Below are 19976 nucleotides of genomic sequence, written 5' to 3'. Positions count from 1 at the left end.
ATCGCGGTCGTTCCCCGGTGCGTAGGCATCGATAAAGGCTTTATTAGGAGGCTGGCGAGATGAAAGCGGACGCGGTCTTTGAAGGTGGCGGAGTGAAAGGGGTCGCTTTTATCGGAGCTTTGCAGGTAATGGAGGAGCATGGCTATACATGGGAAAAGCTGGCGGGTACTTCGGCTGGTTCTATCGTGGCAGCTCTCTTAAGTGCAGGCTACACCAGTCAGGAACTGAAACCAATTTATGAGGAACTGGACTTTCTCTATTTTCTGCAGCGAGGTGGGATAGGACGTCTCCCGCTTATCGGTCCGATTTACGAGCTGATCGTCCGCGAAGGAGTTTTTCGTGCGGATCGAATGGAGCTGTTCGTAGAAGAGTTATTGCGCAGAAAGGGTGTACGCACGTTCGGGGATCTGCCGATTGGCAAGCTGCGAATTGTAGCATCTGACATCAGTGTGGGAAAGATGCTCGTGATGCCGGATGATTTGGTCTGCTACGGATTGGCCCCCGAAGAATTTCCGATTGCCAGGGCCGTTCGGATGTCGTCCTCCATTCCTTTTTTCTTTCAGCCTTCCGTGTTAAAAAAACCTGGGGAGACCCATTACATTGTCGATGGAGCGCTGCTTAGCAACTATCCCGTCTGGTTGTTTGATGTTGAGGGGACGCCACGGTGGCCAACGATCGGATTTCGCCTGCAAGACGACCAAGGAAAACGGAAGGAGGATCGCATCAAAGGGTTGTTTTCATTTACCAGAGGATTACTGTCAACGATGTTAGATGCTCATGATCGACTTCATGTGGAGAAAGCAAAAGCTGTTCGAACCATTTTTATCAATACACTTGGTATTCGCACGACTCAATTTCATTTGCCGCTCCAGTTGCGACAGCAGTTGTTTGCATCCGGAGAACAGGCTGCACACCGATTTTTGGACCATTGGGATTTCGATGAATACGTAAAGGTCTTTCGCAATACGTCTCCTAAAATACCAGTATAAGTACAGCAAAAAAACAGGCTGCCTGAAAAAGGGCAACCTGTTTTCTTTGTTTCCGGGTCTTAATGAGAGATGTTGTTCTGCGATTTCTCATCGTTTTGCTTTTCTTTGGATTTTCCTTTGTTACCATCAATGACTCGAAACGGATGATCTTTTCTAGGAGACGTCGATTGCTTTTTAACCGCATGTCGCAGGCCGGGAGTTTTGGGTTTTGCCTTTGGCTGCTTCGGTTTTCGATGCTCGGAAGACTGTGGAAAAAAGGAGCCGGTCCGCAGGTAATTACGAACGACCAAGAATAGAACTACCGACAATCCCAAAATAATCAGGGTGTTGACTGGGTCAGCGATAAACGTCGATAAAAATCCATAGATAGCTAGCAACAACACAATCAGAATCACTGGTGGAATGCGGCGTAACATAGGGCTTCACCTCTATGGGATTAAAAATGCCTCACGTTATCCGGTCGTAACCATTCTCTCTTGCACATGTTTCTGATCAAGCTCCCGCATTTTTTGGAAGGAGGCAATCGCTACTTCCACTTGACTATCGTCCGGCTCGCGAGTGGTAATTTTTTGGAGCCAAAGACCCGGGTAGCCAAGGTAACGAAGGACAGGGGTTTCACGGAGCTTGTTTGTCCACTGCAGCACTTCGTAGGAAACACCGATCACCAGTGGCAAGAGAACAATGCGTTGTACGATCCGTTCCGTCAGGGAGTCATAACTGAACAGAGAGTAAATAACGACACCGACGAACACCGTGAAAATGAGAAAACTACTGCCGCAACGGTAATGCAGGGTGGAAAATTTTTGCACATTCGCTACTGTTAATTCTACCCCGGACTCGAAGGCGTTAATCACTTTGTGCTCAGCCCCATGATATTGAAACAGCCTTTTGATGATGGGTGCTTTTGCAATGGCGGTGATATAACCAAGGAGCAGAAGAATCTTGAAGCCGCCTTCCGCAAGGGTCTGGGGTACACCATCTGGAACCCATTTACCCAACAAAAAATCTGCAAGAAAGACGGGAACAAGTGTGAATACGAATTTGCCGAACAAGAACGACAGAACCCCGACTACTGCGACGCCGAGAACCATGGTAAGCTTCGATGGGCCTTCGGAGACTTCTTCACCCGATTCCATATTGTAACGTTCGGAGGCGAAGTTGAGATGTTTGGCCCCATTTGCACTGGCTTCGATTAAGCCTACCAGCCCGCGCAAAAACGGAATTTTTTTCAAAGGAGTAATCCATTTATATTCCGCACGGGGGGCTTCAAAATACTCAATGTCTTGATTTTTTTTGCGAACAGCCGTAACGGTCATGGTTTTGCCGCCGAACATAACACCTTCAATAACGGCCTGACCACCGTAGCTGGGTACGTTTTGCTGCGCCAACGTAAATCACCTTCCTTACTTCTTATATTAACGGAAATAAGACATTGAAGCTACAAGCAGTTCATGTTCTGACTAGAAAAGTCAACAATTAGTGAAAAACAAGCAGAGCGTGCATACTACAAGCGAGGTGATTGACGTGGAAGTGACCAAAACAAGAAGAAGGAACAGAGATGAAAAGATAGAGCAAAAGGATCAGCAAACCGGCAAGCACCTGGCGATGGCAAAAGTTCTGGAGGTCGCTTTCTGGGGAACGATCATCTGGGGAGTCATTCGCTTGCTTGCGCATTTCTTACATCTTACACCATACGGACTGGGAGCGTTCGCCCGGCCCTTAATGGGTGTAGAAGAAAACTCGATGGCGGGCATGGGGCTCGGGGCGATTCTCCTTTTTATTGAATCGCTTGTCGCAACGTTTTTGTTTTCCATGTTGTTCAGTCGGCAGCGGGTGTGGTGGAGCGGTCTATTATTTGGCTTGGTCATGCTGATGATAGCAGGATTTTTTTTTCGGATAGGGAACTGGAATCTAGACACATTGAGTAGCGAGGCTGCTTGGTTTTTGTCCTTTGGATTATTTGTAGGAATGACGTTGACATTGGAGGAATCCGATGATATTCAATAAGAATGACAGCAAGGGATAAACTTATTCTCTGTTAAACTTGGCGGGGCTTGTGGTAAAATGTTTCATTAGTAAAAAAACTTTTTTACTGAAACCTATTTGGGGGGGATGGACGATGACTTCCGTCCTGTTGCTGAATGGCCCCAATCTCAATTTATTGGGAACAAGGGAGCCAGAAGTATACGGAAGGGAAACGCTCGCGGATTTGGTCTCGAATCTAAACAAAGTAATGGATGAGTTGGGCGGCAGACTAGAGCACTGCCAATCAAACCACGAAGGTGTACTGATTGATGCCATTCATGGGGCCAGAGGCGTCCATGACGGGATCTTGATTAATCCGGGTGCTTTTACACATTACAGTTATGCGATACGTGATGCCCTGTCTAGTGTGGCCCTACCGACAATCGAAATACATATCTCCAATATTCATGCCAGAGAAGAATTCCGCCATCACTCTGTAATCGCTCCCATTGCAATCGGACAAGTCGTTGGATTGGGAATGGATGGATATGAGTGGGCGCTGCGAGCTCTTGTCCGTAAAATCAAGAAGAAATAAATCAGTCGTTACCAGGGGAAAGGGAGGCGGTTGTCTTGAAACAACGTCTAACAAAAGTAAGAGAAGCGCTGGCGAATGCGGGAGCAGATGCACTCATTACGGAAAAAACAGAGAATCGCTTTTATTTAAGCGGTTTCACTGGATCCACAGGCTGGGTCATTGTGACGGCGACGGAGGCGTTTCTTGTAACGGACTTCCGTTACGTAGAACAAGCACAAGAACAGGCACCGGACTTCACAGTTGTGGACAATGAACGTAAAGCGGTCGAAGCAATTGCCAAGCTTCTTTCCGAGAAAGGTGTCAAGCGACTCGCATTTGAAAGCAGTCTGTCTTTTGCCACCTACCAGGAATGGAATCGTGCATTCGATCTTGTCGAGCTGGTTCCGACAAGTGGTTTGCTGGAAAAAATTCGTATGTACAAAGATGAATCCGAGATGGTGATCATCCGTGAAGCCGTGCGAATTGCTGAAGCGGCATTTGAGCATATCCAAGGATACATCAAGCCTGGTGTACGTGAAACGGACGTTGCTCTGGAGCTGGAGTACTTCATGCGCAAGCAAGGGGCAACCGGTTCTGCTTTTGACATGATCGTAGCATCGGGAGTACGTGGTGCTTTGCCACACGGACGCGCGAGCGAGAAAGTAATCGAAGCAGGGGAAATGGTAACGCTTGATTTTGGAGCCGCCTATAAAGGCTACCATTCAGATATTACTCGCACACTCTCTGTCGGCGAGCCCAATCCAAAGATGAAAGAGATTTACGACATCGTCCTGCGTGCGCAAATCGCGGGAGTGCAAGCTCTGAAGCCAGGTGTAACCGCAAAGGCCGCAGATGCTGCGACACGCGACATTATCACGGCAGCAGGATATGGAGACGCATACGGTCATAGTGCAGGACACGGTCTCGGACTAGAAGTGCATGAGCTGCCAGGATTGTCGACTGTGAGCACGTTCGTACTTGCGCCAGGCATGCTCGTCACGATGGAACCAGGCATTTATGTAAGCGGGCTTGGCGGTGTGCGGATCGAAGACGATGTGCTGATCACAGCCGATGGCCATGAGATCCTCAACAAGTCTACGAAAGAGTTGCTCATTTTGCCCGTGTAATTTATACTATTTCTGTTATTGATTGATTTTCGGGAGGACTACCATGATCTCTGTAAACGATTTTCGTACCGGTTTGACAATCGAAGTGGATGGCAATATTTTTACAGTGCTGGAATTCCAACACGTAAAGCCGGGTAAAGGCGCGGCATTCGTACGCTCCAAACTGCGCAACCTGCGTAGCGGCAACACAACAGAAATGACTTTCCGTGGTGGCGAAAAAGTAAACCCTGCGCGGATTGAATCCAACACCATGCAATACCTGTACGCTAGCGGCGATGAATACACATTCATGAATACCGAAACTTACGAGCAAATGACATTCACCCGTAGCCAGATCGAGCGTGAACTCCGTTTCCTCAAGGAAAACATGAACGTACAAATCATGCAGTACAATGGTGAGACTATCGGAATTCAACTGCCAAACACAGTTGAGCTGGTCGTAACCGAATGTGAACCAGGCGTAAAAGGCGATACTGCTTCCAACGTAACGAAAAAAGCAACGCTGGAAACTGGTTTTGTCGTAAACGTACCTCTTTTCGTTGAAGAAGGCGAGCGTCTCATCATTGATACGCGTACCGAAGCATATGTTTCCCGTGCATAAACGACTTCTTTAGAGAAAGGCTGTGCCCATCATCAGGGTGCAGTCTTTTTTTTGCTTGAAAAAGGAAATATCCCAATGATTCACAAAAAATGTAAAAAGATTGGAAAGAAAAAACGGCTTCTTGCGTTAATCTAATTGAACCTGCCATAAGAAACGCTGCGCAGCGAACGGATTTTTAGATGGGAGGATCTACTTTGCAGGACGATTGGTTGATCGTACAACAGGTGCAAGCGGGACATCGAGAAGCTTACGCAGGCCTGGTAGATAAGTACAAAGACAAAGTATACAGCTTTCTCTATCGAATGACAGGACAGGTACAGGATGCTCAGGACTTAACACAGGAGGTGTTTCTCAAGGCGTACTGCCAACTCGGGAAATACAAGCCCACGGATGCTTTTTTGGCTTGGTTGTATCGAATGGCATCGAATCTGTGTATTGATGTGTGGCGTAAAAACAAGCGTTATATCAAAGCTCCACTGGAAGAAACCATGCTTGTAGAGCGTGAGACACCTGAGAGAGCTTATTTGGAGAAAGAACAACAAGATACGCTACAGCGCCAGATCATGATTTTAGGGGAAGACTACCGCGCCGCTTTTCTGTTGAAATACATGGAACAGCTTAGCTACAAGGAAATCAGCGAAATATTGCATCTGCCGATTACGACTGTTCAGATGCGTATTCATCATGCGAAGAAAAAACTACGGGCCGGAATTACGCAAGAAATGTCAGGAGGTGCTGCGAACTATGAAGTGCTCCAAAACTGATCAACTACGCGCCTATTTGCATGGAGAACTTTCTGACGTGGAAAGCAGACACCTAGAACATCATGTAGCCGATTGCCTCATTTGCCAGCAACTGATGCTTGAAAATGAAGAACCGTATCTAATCGATTTAGCGGTTCCAAGCAATCTGCCCGCAGGCTTCACTAGCCAGGTAATGAGTGCATTGGAACACCTGCCGCAGCCGGTTCCGAAACCAAATTGGAAAAAAAGGAGTATGGCCATTATGAAAAAAACAGCGTTAGCCGTAGCGGGAGTGACTGCCCTCGTTACATTTGGCTCGATAGTTTCCCCAACGTTTGCCAGTTATGTAAACAGCGTAATCCAATCCATCCAAGGTGTTGACAATGGGCTGAAAAAGGCAGTGGAAAACGGATATGTGCAGGATATTAACAAACGCGTGGCGGACCAAGGGATTACTCTCGTTGTAAAAGAGGTGCTTGCTGATCCGATGAGGATTGCCATCATTTGCGATATCGTGGATCAGAATGGCAAGAACATCCCGTACAAAATGCAGGATGATGAATTCCGTCTTACTTACAAAAATAAGGCGGGTGAAGATCTCAATCCAGCAGGGGGCGGCTGGACTACCCGTAAGGAAGGGGATTACGTGGTATTGAAACAAGACTTCTTTACCTTATTTAAAGATCCCAAGGACATCCCCGATGAAATGAAGGTAAGCGTAGAGGCAACCAAACTGGGAGGAAAAGAAGGAAAATGGCTGATTGAATTTCCTGTCGATATGAAAAAGGCCAAGGCAGCAGCTAAATATACGCACTTAAATCAGCAATTCACAACCCCGCAGGGGATAGCGATTAAGCTGAACAATATTATGACTGTACCGAGTGCAAGCTTGTTGGAGATGGAAACGGACTGGACCGAGGAACGGATTAAGCAGGTGAAGAAGACGATGGCGGAAAATGGCTGGGTAGCAGGGAAGCCTGAGCCAGGGAAGTATACTGAGGCGGATATGATGGAGAGATACTTCCAAGATATTGGGATGTCTTACCAGGTACTTGACGAGAAAGGGAATGTGGTTGCCGGGTGGGATGATGCGATCTACGAAGAAATTAACAAAATCCGTACCAATACCGTGGAACATACGACGAGGGGAATAGGCACAGCGGAAAATTCTAATCAATTCAAGGTTTGGAATGGATTTGCCCCGTTCGCAGACCATGCAAAATTAAAGTTCAAGCTACATTCTTTGTACTTGTTCGAACCAGTAAAGTTTAAGGCCCAGGTGTCTGTTGATCAGCTGTTAAAGCAAGAAGTAACGGTTGAGAATAGCGGCAATCAGTACACCTTTACCGGATTTTCCATGAAGACGACAGACGAGGAAGAAAAGCTGGGCGAACATACCTACCGTGGCAAAGGGGCGATCCTCCCGTTCTCCGGAAAGCTGCCTGAGGGGATCATTTATACAACCGAATGGAAGGCCAAAGATGAAAAAGGGAACGAATACCCTGTTTCCAGAAATGAAACTTACGCAAGAGGCGAAGACGGCCGCGTACGAGTATCCGGGACGCTCTTTATCCGGGGACTTGAACATCAGCCAAAGGAATTGACCTTCGTACATTCTGTACAACAAAGAGAATACCGTAATTTGAACTGGGAAGTGCCATTCGAGATGAACAAGTAACAGGACAGGACGACCTCCGCAAGAAAAGCCCCCTCCTACTGTACAAAAGGAGGGGGCCTAGTTTGTTTCCATCTCCATAAAGGGAACCACTCGTTACCTGCCGCCAAACCACTCCCACAGCTTCAATACAAACGCCGTAATCCCGGCCGCCATCAGAGGACCGACGGGGATTCCGCGGAAAAAAACAATCCCGATAATCGAGCCAATGACCAATCCGACAATCATATGTGGCTCCGTTCGAAGCAGATCAAGACCTTTTCCGTTCATCCAGGTAGCAATGGCACCACCAGCAAGCGCAGTCAAGCCAATGACGGTGGTAAAGAGCGGAGTAACGTCTTTCCATGAAATCTTTTCACTGGCGAACGGGACCAAAACGGAGATGGTTAAAAAAAGCAGGCCCAATTCTAATCCGCGCCGCTCAACCGTTGGGAAAAAGCGCTCCAATGCCGTCAGTTTCAGTACCAAGAGGATACTCGCTGCAGTGGCAATAATCGGTGAACGGCCAATTAACCCTATGACGATAAGGATGACGAGCATCACTTCTCCAGACATCATTGGCATCATCAAAACCCCTGTCCCTGTTCTCCTTTCACTTTATGAGACAAGGTGTGGGAGTATGCGCTTCTCCTTGACGAACGGTACTAGATTGTAATGGTCCACTTGTGCGCAATAGTGTATATCGCTTGTAAAATGATGTTGAACAAGCCGTTTGCCTGTAGTTGTCTGGAGCAATTGTTCTCCCAGTTTTTCAGCGAGCTGAAGAAAGCTTGCTTTTAGCGCTTCTCCAAGATCGCAAACTTGGAGGTTAGTGTGCAGCTTTTGTGCTTCTACGATCATCAAACCTGCGGCCAAGCCATCCTCCAGTGAAAATTCAGACCGTGTGCCTGCGCAGTACAAGGTGATATCGAGATGAAAGGCCAGGGCGTGCTTGATGCAAGCGGTCGCATTGAGGAAGCAACCGATGAGTAGAGCAGAGGCACGTTCTGCTTTTTGGATCGCCCGGGTACCGTTTGTCGTGGTCAATATGAGGTGATTTCCATTATTCTTTTTTTGAGCAATTTCCGTAGGTGAGTTGTTGCAGTCAAAGTCGGGAATTTTTCTACAGTACCGTTCGCCAGCGAGTACGCTGTCAGCAGTGCGCAGAGAATTGGCTTGACCGATTGTCTCTACGGGAATGACCGAAAGAAAGCCGTTCCCGAGTGCCGTCACAATCGTACTGGATGCCCGTAGAACATCAATGACGACCACCACATGGTTGCTGATTTGGTCAAAGCGTATTTCCTCCACAGTAGGCACCACTTCTATACGCACGGATCTGACCTCCCCTCCTCCATGATGAAGGCAGTATCGCCCCGTAAGCCGCGCCGCAAGGTTTCCAGCGCCAATACATCCGTGTAGGCGATATTTCCTAGGTTAACATTACTGCCTAAAGCGTGGATCAAGCTGACTTGCTGCTCTTTTCGCGGTGCCTCCCAAATCAGTTGGCTCGCTTGCTGTTTTACAGTGTTCACAATATCAAGAACAAAGTGGTCATCTATATTGCCATCCGGATCAAAAACGCCTACAGTACCACTTTCTCTCGCCTCGACAATGACATGACTGGCACCAGACTCTAAATCAGAGAACAGGGTTGTGATTAGCTCCTCTCTCTCCGCTCTGTAATCAGCCGCTTTTTTGCCAAACTCGCTAAAGACGACAAGACCCGTTTCCACACCTATTCGTATAGCCTCTTGACGCAGTGTTGAAGTAAGGGGGAAGGTTCCGTCTGATATTTCAACGGCATTAAACCCCAGGGCGTGAATTTGCTTCATATACTCTTTGATGGGGGTGCGGCGAACAGCAATTTCAAAAAAAGTTCCACCTGGCATGACGCAAAGTCCATGCTGCTTTGCCAACCTCAGCTTTTGCTGTAGGAGTTCGAGTGGATACAGAGCAGTTGTACCGAATCCCAATTTGTATATATCCATGTAAGGGGAGGCCAATTCTAACAAATCTCGAAAGGCAGTGCTTCCAAGGCCCTTGTCGATCACCATCGTCAGGCCAGTTGTGCGTGGTTTCTCCCTATCGTGCCCGGATGGATTTGCCCAGTTGACGGGCAAAAACGGATGCTCGCAGTCTAGCATTGGCATTTTCCTCATTTCTTCTAGGCGTATGGTTCAGTGTATGCCTTGCCGGAAAGAGGAGTGAAGAGAAATGCCCATAGGCGATTGCCCATGAAAAGTGCTGAAATGGTCGGATGCAGGCATAGAGTGGAACGAGGGGAGGACGAGACGGTATGTGGGAAAAGGCAATCATGGGTATGGCAACACTCAGGATCTTGTCAGGCAGCATTGAAATTTTGGCAGCTCTGCTCATTTTAAAAGTGAATCAGGTGGAAAAGGCACTGCTGATCAATTCAGGACTTGCGGTTGTGGGACCAGTGATCTTGATCACGACGACTGCAATCGGGTTACTCGGTATGTCAGATCGGATCAGTTTTGCCAAAATCGCTTGGATTATGGTAGGAATTTCGTTTATTTTGATCGGAGTAAGAAGGTAATGGCCAATTCCTTCCACTGGTAACCTCCTGCACTTTTGGGAACGATAGTTTCAGGACACAGTAAGGGGGAGTGGAAATGGTGGAATCATTGGCAAATCGAATTGCCTACTTGCGTGGTTTGGCAGAAGGTATGGATATCAGTGAGAAAAGTGCGGAAGGTAAGATCGTTCTTGAGTTGATTGATATCATTGACGACGTAGCAGCCGAGTTCCGCGAGCTCCATGACCGCGTAGAAGAAGCGGAAGACTATGTGGAAGCTCTCGATGAGGATTTGGAGGACGTGGAGCTGTATTTGTTTGATGATGAAGAACAGTTGTATGAGACAGTAGGCGATTGCTCCGAAGAAGATGAGGATGATTATGCGGCTTATTATGACCTGGATGATGATGAGGACGCCTATATTTACGAGAACACAGGTGACAATCATCTAGAAACGACGTATGAGTTTTCCTGCCCGAGCTGTCAAGAAGTGATCCTTTTGCATGAAGGGACAGACGAGGAAGGCTACACGCATTACGTGATCGAGCCCTCCAAGTCAGACGAGGTGCATCAAGCGATTAATCCTACCTGAATACATTCGGTCACATCAAAAAACAAAGGCTTGTCTTCTCGTTTTTATACTTTACGAGAGCAAGCTTTTTTGTTTTTTGGTACAAGCAATCCCTTCACGTATTTTTTAGCATAAATCTCGTCCATCTCTGCATAGGATGGAGGTAAGTCAATGTGGACAAAGGCTGGTGATACCTCCAGCCCAAAAAGGAGGGTACCTGCCGTGAGAGAGATCATGGCGATTTTACCGCCAACCGTACGCAGCATACTCAGCGCCCTTCCCTCCGAGGTTAGAGAGAAATTAGAAGAAATACGGCTTCGGCAAAATCAGCCCTTGGAAATACGTTACGGCCAACAAACCAGCTATGTTACAGCCGCGGGCCAGCTCACTTCCATCTCAAAACAAGGGTGGGTATTTACCGAAGAACAGGCAGTCAAGCTCTTGAACCAGGTGAGCCAGCACTCCTTGTATGCATTGGAAGAAGAGCTGAAACGGGGCTACATCACTGTTGTGGGCGGTCATCGTATCGGAATTGCGGGTAAAGTCGTGCTGGACAAGGGAGAGGTGAAAGGAATAAGAGACGTCACCAGCTTCAATATCCGGATTGCCCGTGAGAAAAAAGGAGCAGCACAAAAGGTATTGCCGTATCTCTTTGAGAATGGCGTCTTGCAAAGCACATTGCTCATCTCGCCACCACAGTGTGGAAAGACCACATTGTTGCGTGACATGGCAAGGTCTATCAGTTACGGTAGCGAGTGGTCTTCGAGTCGTAAGGTAGGGATTGTGGACGAGCGTTCCGAGCTCGCTGGTTGCCTGCAAGGAGTGCCGCAGCGGGATGTCGGGCCGAGAACGGATGTGCTGGATGCTTGCCCCAAAGCTGCCGGCATGATGATGCTGATTCGTTCAATGTCTCCTGATGTTCTGATCGTGGACGAGGTAGGGCGCCCTGAAGACGGAGATGCCGTATGGGAAGCGATCCATGCCGGAGTAGCGGTAATTTGCTCGGCCCATGGAGCAGATGTGACTGAGGTCGCAAAGAGACCGATGCTCGGGAATCTGATTCGACAAGGAGCATTTTCCCGCTACATCGTCCTGAGTCGAACGAAGGGCGTCGGTACGATTCAAGCCATCTACGATCAAAGCTTGGAGCCGCTAAAAAAGGAGCAGGCAGCATGGTCAAGGTGATAGGTGCGGTACTGATCCTATTTTCCGCTACTATGGTAGGCTGGCAGATCGGGCGCTACTACGCTTATCGTCCCGTTCAATTGCGAGCCTTGCTGGTTGCTCTGCAGATGCTGGAGACGGAAATCGTGTACGGCCTGACTCCGCTGCATCGCGCTTTTGTAAAGGTAGGGCATCGGGTCTCGGAGGACGTGGGCAAGATGTTCCTCTTGGCTGCGGAACTTCTGATTACGGAGAAAGCACAATCCGCAGAGGATGCTCTCAGGCAGGCGATGGGCAAGCTTTGGACGAACACGGCACTGCGAAAGCAAGAGCGCGATGTGCTGGCCAGCTTGGGGCAAGTATTGGGGTCATCCGACCGGGAAGACCAGGAAAAGCATTTGCGCCTTGCTGTTACCCACCTAAGAGGCCTTGAGGAAGAAGCTCGAGCTGAACAGGAAAAGTACGAAAAAATGTACAAGAGCCTCGGTTTCCTGGGTGGTTTGCTGGTCGTCATCCTGATGTTCTAAAGGCGAGGTGTTCACAGTGGATTTTGATTTGACACCTGTTTTCCAGATCGGAGCAGTAGGATTCATTACAGCCATCCTGCATACGGTCCTGAAGCAGGCGGGCAAGGAAGACATCGCGCACTGGGCTACGCTGGTCGGGTTCATCATCGTCCTGTACATGGTGTCCCACTACATCGGCGATCTATTTACCGAGGTAAAACGCGTCTTCCTGTTCAACTGAGGAGGGGCTGCAGATGGAGATCGTACAAATCGTCGGACTCGGATTGGTGGCTACGATTCTCGCGTTGGTCATCAAGGAGCAAAAGCCGATGTTCGCCTTCCTCTTGGCTATTGCTAGCGGAGTTATCATCTTTTACTTTCTCGTTGGCAAGATAGCTGAAGTGATCCGTATTCTCGAGCGGCTGGCAGTTCAGGCCGATTTGAACCTCGTGTTTCTGGAGACCATTCTAAAAATTATCGGAATTGCTTACATCGCCGAATTCGGCGCACAAATGACCAGAGATGCAGGTCAAGGAGCAATCGCCTCCAAGATCGAGCTGGCGGGGAAGGTCCTGATTCTGGTCATGGCTGTGCCGATCATCCAAATTATTATTGAGACAGTAATCAACTTGTTGCCGGCATGAGGGGAGGTGGGATGTCCGTGGCGCATACACGCAAGTTGATCCTCGTCTTGTTCCTACTCGTGTTTTTACCGCTTGATAGTGTATTCGCTTCTAAGACGCCCACGGCTGACCCGATCAACCAGATTGTTTCGCAGCAGGTCGATCACTTGCAGCTAGAACGAGTAGAGCAGTACTGGATAAAGCTGCAGAAAGACTACAAAGGTTACTTACCCGACATCAAATCACAGGGCTTTGTCCAACTGCTCATGCAGCAAGGAGAATTCAGTATTTCGGGTGTGCTGCAGGGCATGGGCAAATTCATTTTTCATGAGATTTTGATGAATGGCAAACTGCTCAGCTCCATCATTATCATTACCGTGTTTGCGATGATCCTGGAAACCATGCAAAATGCTTTTGAGCGAAACGCGGTTTCAACCGTAGCGTATTCCATTGCTTATCTCGTTTTGATGGTACTGGCCATCAACAGCTTCCACGTCGCAATCACGTACGCCAAGGAAGCCATTGAAGACATGTCGGATTTCATGCTGGCCATGATCCCGCTCGTTATCGCCCTGCTCGCGTCCGTTGGCAATCTAGCTACAGCGACCATGTTTCACCCTCTCATTATTTTCATGATCAACATTAGTGGCATGATGATCTCTTATGTGGTGTTTCCGTTGTTGTTTCTCTCAGCGATGCTCTCTATTGTCAGCTTGTTTTCTGAAAGGTACAAAGTGACGCAGCTTGCCACGCTTCTACGCAATATCGCTATGGGCGTGCTCGGTTCGTTTCTGACGATTTTCTTGGCGGTCATTTCCATTCAGGGAGCGACCTCGGCAGTGACGGATGGGGTTACCCTGCGAACAGCCAAATACATTACCGGAAACTTCATCCCCATTGTAGGACGCATGTTTTCCGATGCGGCAGATACTGTCCTCAATGCTTCCCTCCTGGTCAAAAATGCAGTCGGCTTGGCCGGAGTTATGATATTAATCATTCTGTGTGCATTTCCAGCCTTGAAAATTCTGGTTCTGGCTCTGATCTACAACATTTCTTCCGCCGTCCTGCAGCCGCTCGGAAACAGCCCGATCATCAGCGCGCTCGGAACGATTGGAAAAAGTCTCTTGTTCGTCTTTGCGGCGCTGGCAACAGTTGGGCTCATGTTCTTCCTGGCTATTACCATCATTATCGCAGCGGGCAATATCTCAATGATGGTTCGGTAGGTGATACAGATGACATGGTTGACTCTGTGGCTGAAAAAAATCATCCTGCTCGTCCTATTGGCAGCTTTTCTGGATCTGATCCTCCCCAATACGACACTTCAGAGATACGTCAAGATGGTAATGGGCCTGATCCTGCTGTTGACAATCATCTCTCCTGTTTTTTCCCTTTTTAGCCTGTCGCAGGAGGATCTCGCATTTCGGCTGGATCGCTACCAGCAGCAGTTGAACAAGCCTGCGGATGCAGAGTGGAAACGGATAACCGACAAGCTCTTGGGTCAGCAAGATGCACAGATGACGGCTTATGTGCAGGCTCAGGTGGAGGCTGGAGTGAAGGCGCAGGTAAAAGAAGCGTATGGAGTGGAAGTGCAAGAAGTGGCTGTGGTTGTCAATAAGAAGGATTCAGAGCAGCCAAAGCTAGCACGAATCGAGCTCGTACTCGGTGGGTCTGTGCAAGAACAAAAGGAAGGGCAAAATCCAATCAAACCCGTTACGCCAATACAACCTGTTGAAATTAATCTCGGCGAGAAGGCGACCATGGAGCCCCGGCAGGAAATCGAAGCTGCAGCCCGGCAAAACAACCCGATGCTCGAGCGAATTTCTGATGATATAGCTGAGCAGTGGGGATTGACGAGAGATCAGGTCGTCGTTCGTGACGAAATTCGCGCGAAAGAAAAACAATAACGGATGTGTCCGAGCAAAGCGAGGTGAGAGAGATGCTGGAAAAGCTGAAGAAGCTATGGGAGGGCAATGGTGGAAATAAAAAGCTGAAACCGCTCCATTACTTGATTGTCATATTGGGAGTCGGTGTTGCGGCCATGATCTTGACAGACTTTCTCCATGTAGAAAAAGATCAGGCTCCGCTGGGATTTGGTGTCTCCACGAATGAAGCACCAGGTCCGCCTAATGGCGACTCGTCCACCGCAGTAATGGGTGGCTCACCGGCTACGGACATCATCGCCGAATACGAGAACATCTACGAGTCGCAGCTGCGGGATATTTTGGGAGGCGTGGTCGGGGTTGGGGGTGTTGACGTCATGGTCAACCTGGAATCAACGCCGGAGCTGGTTGTCGAAAAAAACCGCAACATTCGCTCCTCTACCAATCAGGAAATGGACAAAGAAAAGGCTACGCGCAACCAAAATGAGCAGTCCCGAGATGAACAGTTGGTCATTGTGCAAGGCGGCAAGCAAGATCAACCCGTCGTCGTGAAAACGCTGAAGCCTCGCGTTCGCGGCGTCCTGGTGGTAGCAAAGGGTGCTGATAACATCCAGGTGAAAGCGTGGATCACCGAAGCTGTTCAAAAGGTTTTAGATGTTCCCGCTTACAAAATATCCATTTTGCCCAAAAAAGGGTAGGAGGTAATGGCAAATGATTCTGCGGAAACAAACAGTGTGGTTGTTGACGATGCTGGCTGTCATGGTAGTTCTTTCCGGTTACTATTTGGTGAAGGGGCCACAAGACCAAGTGCCCACCTCGGGAAATCAGCCGGCTGTGCAGAAACAGGAACAAATCTCTGGTGTCGTTGTTGAGTCTAAGCAAGTGGACCCTGCACCGAAAGCAACTCCTGTCAATGGCAAAAACGACAACAAGGAACAGGCGGCACAGCCAACCGATACACCGGCAGCTACCCCCGATGTAGCAACGCAGACAGCAGGAACTGCAGTAGTTCCAGTAGCGGATACCCCGAGTGAAGTTTTCCAAGGCTACAAAATGAAGAGAGAAGCACAGGTACAACAGCAAAAAGATGAACAGCTTGCCATTATGAGCAATGCAGACTCCACTCCACAGGCAGTAGCCGAGGCCAAAGCCAAATACGAGGAACTGTCAACCCAGGACAATGCTACGATGAATGTGGAAGAAATGTTAAAAGCGAGTGGCTATCAGGACGCAGTTGTATTTGTACAGGGTGATAAAGTAACGGTTATTGTGCAAAAAGAAAAATTGAGTGCGAATGAAGCAGTAGAAATCATCGCTGGGGTCAAACAGCATATGAATGTACCGGCTACGAATATTAACGTCAAGTTTCATGCATCTTGAGTTTTTGTCTATGGATTACCAGATCGAATTCTCGTTATAAGTGGCACCCGAAACGGGCATGATGGTAAGGATTTCCTCGCTTCTTCTGGAAAAGAAGAGGGGAAATCCTTTCTTGACGTCATCTAGGCAACAGGCTACCATGGATTTATGGTTTGCCAAAAGGATACATATATGACTCCCTGAACCTTGATTGAAACAAACGAAGGAGTGCTTGTTCGTAATGAAAATTCATGAAATCCGAGAAATTATTAAGTTGATTGATCAATCTTCCATTAACGAATTCAAACTGGAAACAGAAGGGGCAAAAGTTACCCTGAAAAAATCCAGTGGCACAGAAACAGTGGTTGTTGCTCAACCCGTTGTACAAGCTCCAGCAGCAGCGCCAGTAGCGGTAGCGCCTACAGCGGTAGCAACGGCTGCTCCTGTTGTGGCAGAAGCGTCAAAAGCAGCGCCTGTAGCTGCAGTGGCAGACGATGTAAATCTGCACAAAATTGTCTCCCCGATGGTGGGAACCTTCTATAGCGCACCAGAACCTGGCAAACCAGCTTATGTACAAGCAGGCGATAAGGTGAATGCAAGCAAGGTAGTTTGTATCGTGGAAGCGATGAAGCTGTTTAACGAGATCGAAGCAGAAGTAACCGGTGAGATTGTAAAAGTACTCGTCGAAGAAGGCCAATTGGTTGAATACGGTCAACCATTGTTTTTGGTGAAGCCAGAATAAGGTGGAGGAGAGCGGAATGTTTCAAAAAGTATTGATTGCCAATCGCGGGGAGATTGCGGTGCGGGTCATCCGTGCATGCCGCGAGCTGGGCATTCGTACGGTCGCCGTCTACTCCGAAGCGGATCGTGACGCGCTTCACGTTAAACTGGCCGACGAAGCCTACTGTATTGGTCCAAAGGCATCCAAAGAAAGCTATTTAAATATAGCAAACATCATGAGCGTAGCGACCAAGGTGGGTGCTGACGCTATCCATCCAGGCTACGGCTTCCTAGCTGAGAATGCTGACTTTGCTGAGATTTGTGCGGCATGCAACATCACCTTTATTGGACCAGATCCTGAAGCGATCGTGAAAATGGGTGACAAGTCAACAGCAAAAGATACGATGAAGACAGCCGGAGTACCAACTGTACCTGGTACGGAAGGCTTGATTGAAGACGTTGCTGACGCGATCAAAACTGCGAATGAAATCGGATATCCAGTCATGGTCAAGGCGACTGCTGGCGGCGGCGGCCGTGGTATGCGTGTAGCAGTCGATGACGAAGATCTGGAAAAGGCGATTCGCCAAGCACAGAATGAGGCCAAAACAGCGTTTGGCAATGCAGGCGTCTATTTGGAGAAGTTCGTAGAAGGCCCGCGACACGTGGAAATTCAGATCATGGCTGACAAGCACGGCAATGCCGTTTATTTGGGCGAGCGTGATTGCTCGATTCAACGCCGTCACCAAAAGCTGATTGAAGAGGCGCCATCCCCTGCCTTGAGCGAAGAGACACGCAAGCAAATGGGGGAAGCCGCTGTTGCTGCTGCCAAAGCCGTTTCCTATCATGGAGCAGGTACAGTAGAGTTCTTGTTGGACAAACACGGACAATTTTACTTCATGGAAATGAACACGCGTATCCAGGTAGAACATCCGGTTACGGAGCTTGTTACGGGTATCGATCTGATCAAAGAACAACTGACCGTTGCTTACGGACAACCTCTTTCCTTTGAGCAGGAAGATATTCAGCTAGACGGTTGGGCAATGGAATGCCGGATCAATGCAGAAAACCCGGCAAAGAACTTCATGCCGTCCCCGGGACGAATCACTGAATACTTGGCGCCAGGTGGATTTGGTGTGCGTGTTGACAGCGCAGCGTATGCTGGCTACTCCATTCCGCCATACTACGATTCCATGATTGCCAAGCTGATCGTGTGGGGCAAGGACCGCGATGAAGCGATTGAGCGGATGAAGCGGGCACTTGGAGAATTTGTGGTCGAAGGGATTACGACAACGATTCCATTCCATTTAAAAGTATTGGAGCACGAAGTGTTTGTCAGCGGTCACTTTGATACCAAGTTTTTGGAGCTGTACGATTTGAATCTTGACGGCGAATAAGAGCTGATTTGTAAAAAAACGGTGCTCTTGCTATAATGAAATACAAATCTAAAGGGAGGTGCGAAGCATGGAAGAGTTTACTCCAGATTTAGATAGAACGGAACTGGGAAAGGTCCAGATCGCTCCCGAAGTGTTGGAAGTGATCGCTGGTATGGCTGCGTCCGAGGTAGAAGGGGTAGCACAAATGAGCGGCGGTTTCGTAGGAGAAATAGCTGAACGATTGGGCCGTAAAAATATAGCGCGCGGGGTTCGCGTAGAAGTGGGTTCCCGTGAGGCTGCTGTTGATGTCTCCATTATCGTCAAATATGGACACCGCATTCCGGATGTCGCTCGAAATATTCAAGATAGTGTGCGTAATGCCATCGAGGGCATGACGGGACTGTCTGTAGTGGAAGTAAACGTACATATCGTCGATGTAGAGCTGAAAGCCGAAGAAAAAGCGCCAGCGCCTGCTACGGTAGAAGATTATCAGCGCGTCCGTTAACATGCTGCGGATGGATGCCCCCTACTAACAGGGGGCATTTTTCCTCATTAGAAAACCTGGCTACGCCATGCCTTTGGCGGAACCGCGGTTGCACTTATACTGGATAGGAATTTTATAAATTCCTATCTGTATGAAAAACCTCTATCGAGGTCTACACAGTGATGAGCGACTGTATGAGAAGCAGTCTTTGATTGTATACACTTCGAAGCCTTGTAGATGCCTTGTTTGTCTTCTTGGGCAAACTTGGCTTTAAGGAGAGATGCATGTGAATTTGTTTGACCGCTTTATTTTAACGATTTACAGCTTTGCCCTGATTATTTTGTCCTGCATCGCTATTACCGCTTTCAGCGGTTGGATCTCGCCTGAGGTATTTTCTCCTTACGTAGATCAAATGTTAGCTGGAACCAACATCACGTATCTCGTCGTTGCGATTATTTTCCTCGTTGTCAGCCTTCGTTTCTTTTTCAGTTCCTTCCGATCCAATAAGCCAAAAGTGGAACGTGGTATCCGTCAACGTAATGATTTGGGTGAGGTCAACATCACGATCCAAACAATCCAAACGATCACTGAACGTGCTGCTAGACGGGTAAAAGGTGTCCGTGATATGAAGACTACTGTAAAAGCGTTGGAAAGTGGCAATATCATTACATTGCGTATCTCCGTAGACGGGGAAACACCTTTGCCAGAATTGACGCAACAGTTGCAGGCTGGCGTAAAGGAGCAAGTGGAAGGAATTGCTGGTGTCGTGATTTCCGAAGTGGCAGTCGTTGTTACGGAAGTGGCTCAGCAAGAAAACTACGCGGCTCGCAAGCGTGTGGAATAGAAGGTGAACGCCATGTTATGGGAGTTATTGTGGGAGCATAAGGGGAAGCTAATGGGGGTTATTGCCGGACTTTTTTTCGGTATCATCTACCTTCTAGTCGGTTTTTGGGATACACTGGTGTTTGTTGTGTTTATCGGAACCGGCTACTACATTGGCCGTAAATTGGATCACAAAGAAGATTTGCGGGAGATCCTCGATCGGATTCTGCCAGGAAAGTTCCGGTGATTAGGTTCGGAATGCTTTGTTTCCGAACACAT

27 protein-coding genes are annotated in these 19976 nt (G+C 48.4%); 22 read left to right on the top strand and 5 right to left on the bottom strand.

What is annotated here, in order from left to right; genetic code table 11:
* The first annotated feature begins 59 nt into the window (after nt 1–59).
* A complete protein-coding gene (locus tag ACIFQN_RS12385) occupies nt 60–989 on the top strand; it encodes a patatin-like phospholipase family protein (RefSeq protein WP_429833342.1) in 930 nt (309 codons plus the stop codon).
* Nucleotides 990–1048: 59 nt separating this feature from the next.
* Here ACIFQN_RS12385 and ACIFQN_RS12380 read toward each other — a convergent pair whose 3' ends face one another.
* Together ACIFQN_RS12380 and ACIFQN_RS12375 are read right to left on the bottom strand one after the other, a co-directional pair.
* On the bottom strand, nt 1049–1405 hold the full coding sequence (locus tag ACIFQN_RS12380; protein ID WP_429833341.1) for a hypothetical protein: 357 nt from the start codon (nt 1403–1405) through the stop codon (nt 1049–1051).
* Between the two features lie 36 nt (nt 1406–1441).
* A complete protein-coding gene (locus ACIFQN_RS12375) occupies nt 1442–2377 on the bottom strand; it encodes a DUF1385 domain-containing protein (protein WP_429833340.1) in 936 nt (311 codons plus the stop codon).
* A 136-nt stretch (nt 2378–2513) separates the two neighbouring features.
* On the opposite strand from ACIFQN_RS12375, the gene ACIFQN_RS12370 reads away from it, so the two are divergent.
* The 6 genes from ACIFQN_RS12370 to ACIFQN_RS12345 all read left to right on the top strand — a co-directional run bounded on the left by ACIFQN_RS12370 (nt 2514) and on the right by ACIFQN_RS12345 (nt 7677).
* Nucleotides 2514–2996 (top strand): YqhR family membrane protein, encoded by a 483-nt coding sequence (locus tag ACIFQN_RS12370; RefSeq protein WP_429833339.1) that lies wholly within the window; start codon nt 2514–2516, stop codon nt 2994–2996.
* A 112-nt stretch (nt 2997–3108) separates the two neighbouring features.
* Nucleotides 3109–3549, top strand: coding sequence for a type II 3-dehydroquinate dehydratase (gene aroQ / locus ACIFQN_RS12365; protein ID WP_429833338.1), 441 nt, complete (start codon nt 3109–3111; stop codon nt 3547–3549).
* A 35-nt stretch (nt 3550–3584) separates the two neighbouring features.
* A complete protein-coding gene (locus ACIFQN_RS12360; protein ID WP_429833337.1) occupies nt 3585–4655 on the top strand; it encodes a M24 family metallopeptidase in 1071 nt (356 codons plus the stop codon).
* A 43-nt stretch (nt 4656–4698) separates the two neighbouring features.
* Nucleotides 4699–5256 (top strand): elongation factor P, encoded by a 558-nt coding sequence (efp, locus tag ACIFQN_RS12355; protein WP_429833336.1) that lies wholly within the window; start codon nt 4699–4701, stop codon nt 5254–5256.
* 194 nt (nt 5257–5450) lie between these two features.
* Nucleotides 5451–6020: an RNA polymerase sigma factor gene (locus tag ACIFQN_RS12350; protein ID WP_429833335.1), complete on the top strand. Its 570-nt coding sequence runs from the start codon at nt 5451–5453 to the stop codon at nt 6018–6020.
* On the top strand, nt 6001–7677 hold the full coding sequence (locus ACIFQN_RS12345; RefSeq protein WP_429833334.1) for a DUF4179 domain-containing protein: 1677 nt from the start codon (nt 6001–6003) through the stop codon (nt 7675–7677). The genes ACIFQN_RS12350 and ACIFQN_RS12345 overlap by 20 nt, the downstream gene beginning before the upstream one ends.
* Before the next feature lie 93 nt (nt 7678–7770).
* Here the strand turns inward: ACIFQN_RS12345 and ACIFQN_RS12340 are convergent, their stop codons facing one another.
* Genes ACIFQN_RS12340 through ACIFQN_RS12330 form a run of 3 tightly spaced genes read right to left on the bottom strand, consistent with a single transcriptional unit; the run spans nt 7771 to nt 9800 of the window.
* Nucleotides 7771–8232, bottom strand: coding sequence for a DUF441 domain-containing protein (locus tag ACIFQN_RS12340; protein WP_429833570.1), 462 nt, complete (start codon nt 8230–8232; stop codon nt 7771–7773).
* A 39-nt stretch (nt 8233–8271) separates the two neighbouring features.
* Nucleotides 8272–8988, bottom strand: coding sequence for a 2-phosphosulfolactate phosphatase (locus ACIFQN_RS12335; protein WP_429833333.1), 717 nt, complete (start codon nt 8986–8988; stop codon nt 8272–8274).
* A complete protein-coding gene (locus ACIFQN_RS12330) occupies nt 8979–9800 on the bottom strand; it encodes a phosphosulfolactate synthase (protein WP_429833569.1) in 822 nt (273 codons plus the stop codon). The genes ACIFQN_RS12335 and ACIFQN_RS12330 overlap by 10 nt, the downstream gene beginning before the upstream one ends.
* A gap of 152 nt (nt 9801–9952) precedes the next feature.
* On the opposite strand from ACIFQN_RS12330, the gene ACIFQN_RS12325 reads away from it, so the two are divergent.
* The 15 genes from ACIFQN_RS12325 (at nt 9953) to ACIFQN_RS12255 (ending at nt 19944) form a co-directional block, all read left to right on the top strand.
* A complete protein-coding gene (locus ACIFQN_RS12325; protein ID WP_429833332.1) occupies nt 9953–10216 on the top strand; it encodes a YqhV family protein in 264 nt (87 codons plus the stop codon).
* 76 nt (nt 10217–10292) lie between these two features.
* Complete coding sequence (locus tag ACIFQN_RS12320; RefSeq protein ID WP_429833331.1) at nt 10293–10787, top strand: CD1247 N-terminal domain-containing protein; 495 nt, start codon at nt 10293–10295, stop codon at nt 10785–10787.
* A 201-nt stretch (nt 10788–10988) separates the two neighbouring features.
* Nucleotides 10989–11951: a stage III sporulation protein AA gene (gene spoIIIAA / locus ACIFQN_RS12315; RefSeq protein ID WP_429833330.1), complete on the top strand. Its 963-nt coding sequence runs from the start codon at nt 10989–10991 to the stop codon at nt 11949–11951.
* Entirely contained in the window at nt 11939–12457 is a 519-nt protein-coding gene (spoIIIAB, locus tag ACIFQN_RS12310) for a stage III sporulation protein SpoIIIAB (protein WP_429833329.1), read from the top strand. The genes spoIIIAA and spoIIIAB overlap by 13 nt, the downstream gene beginning before the upstream one ends.
* A gap of 16 nt (nt 12458–12473) precedes the next feature.
* On the top strand, nt 12474–12677 hold the full coding sequence (spoIIIAC, locus tag ACIFQN_RS12305; protein ID WP_049740243.1) for a stage III sporulation protein AC: 204 nt from the start codon (nt 12474–12476) through the stop codon (nt 12675–12677).
* Nucleotides 12678–12690: 13 nt separating this feature from the next.
* Complete coding sequence (gene spoIIIAD / locus ACIFQN_RS12300; RefSeq protein ID WP_310772517.1) at nt 12691–13080, top strand: stage III sporulation protein AD; 390 nt, start codon at nt 12691–12693, stop codon at nt 13078–13080.
* A 17-nt stretch (nt 13081–13097) separates the two neighbouring features.
* Nucleotides 13098–14282 (top strand): stage III sporulation protein AE, encoded by a 1185-nt coding sequence (gene spoIIIAE, locus ACIFQN_RS12295; protein ID WP_429833328.1) that lies wholly within the window; start codon nt 13098–13100, stop codon nt 14280–14282.
* A 9-nt stretch (nt 14283–14291) separates the two neighbouring features.
* Complete coding sequence (gene spoIIIAF, locus ACIFQN_RS12290) at nt 14292–14963, top strand: stage III sporulation protein AF (RefSeq protein WP_429833327.1); 672 nt, start codon at nt 14292–14294, stop codon at nt 14961–14963.
* 32 nt (nt 14964–14995) lie between these two features.
* Nucleotides 14996–15637 (top strand): stage III sporulation protein AG, encoded by a 642-nt coding sequence (gene spoIIIAG, locus ACIFQN_RS12285; protein WP_429833326.1) that lies wholly within the window; start codon nt 14996–14998, stop codon nt 15635–15637.
* A gap of 13 nt (nt 15638–15650) precedes the next feature.
* Nucleotides 15651–16319, top strand: coding sequence for a SpoIIIAH-like family protein (locus ACIFQN_RS12280; RefSeq protein WP_429833325.1), 669 nt, complete (start codon nt 15651–15653; stop codon nt 16317–16319).
* 220 nt (nt 16320–16539) lie between these two features.
* Nucleotides 16540–17040, top strand: coding sequence for an acetyl-CoA carboxylase biotin carboxyl carrier protein (accB, locus tag ACIFQN_RS12275; RefSeq protein WP_429833324.1), 501 nt, complete (start codon nt 16540–16542; stop codon nt 17038–17040).
* Between the two features lie 16 nt (nt 17041–17056).
* A complete protein-coding gene (gene accC / locus ACIFQN_RS12270) occupies nt 17057–18412 on the top strand; it encodes an acetyl-CoA carboxylase biotin carboxylase subunit (protein WP_429833323.1) in 1356 nt (451 codons plus the stop codon).
* A gap of 67 nt (nt 18413–18479) precedes the next feature.
* Nucleotides 18480–18896 (top strand): Asp23/Gls24 family envelope stress response protein, encoded by a 417-nt coding sequence (locus ACIFQN_RS12265; RefSeq protein WP_429833322.1) that lies wholly within the window; start codon nt 18480–18482, stop codon nt 18894–18896.
* 265 nt (nt 18897–19161) lie between these two features.
* On the top strand, nt 19162–19719 hold the full coding sequence (gene amaP, locus ACIFQN_RS12260) for an alkaline shock response membrane anchor protein AmaP (protein ID WP_429833321.1): 558 nt from the start codon (nt 19162–19164) through the stop codon (nt 19717–19719).
* A gap of 12 nt (nt 19720–19731) precedes the next feature.
* The gene (locus tag ACIFQN_RS12255) at nt 19732–19944 is read left to right on the top strand and encodes a DUF2273 domain-containing protein (RefSeq protein WP_429833320.1); all 213 of its coding nucleotides are present in this window, start codon (nt 19732–19734) and stop codon (nt 19942–19944) included.
* Nucleotides 19945–19976: the final 32 nt, after the last annotated feature.

The organism is Brevibacillus sp. NRS-1366 (assembly GCF_050467985.1).
The sequence above is the reverse complement of the archived record's forward strand: the minus strand, read 5'-3'. Positions and strand labels throughout refer to the sequence as shown.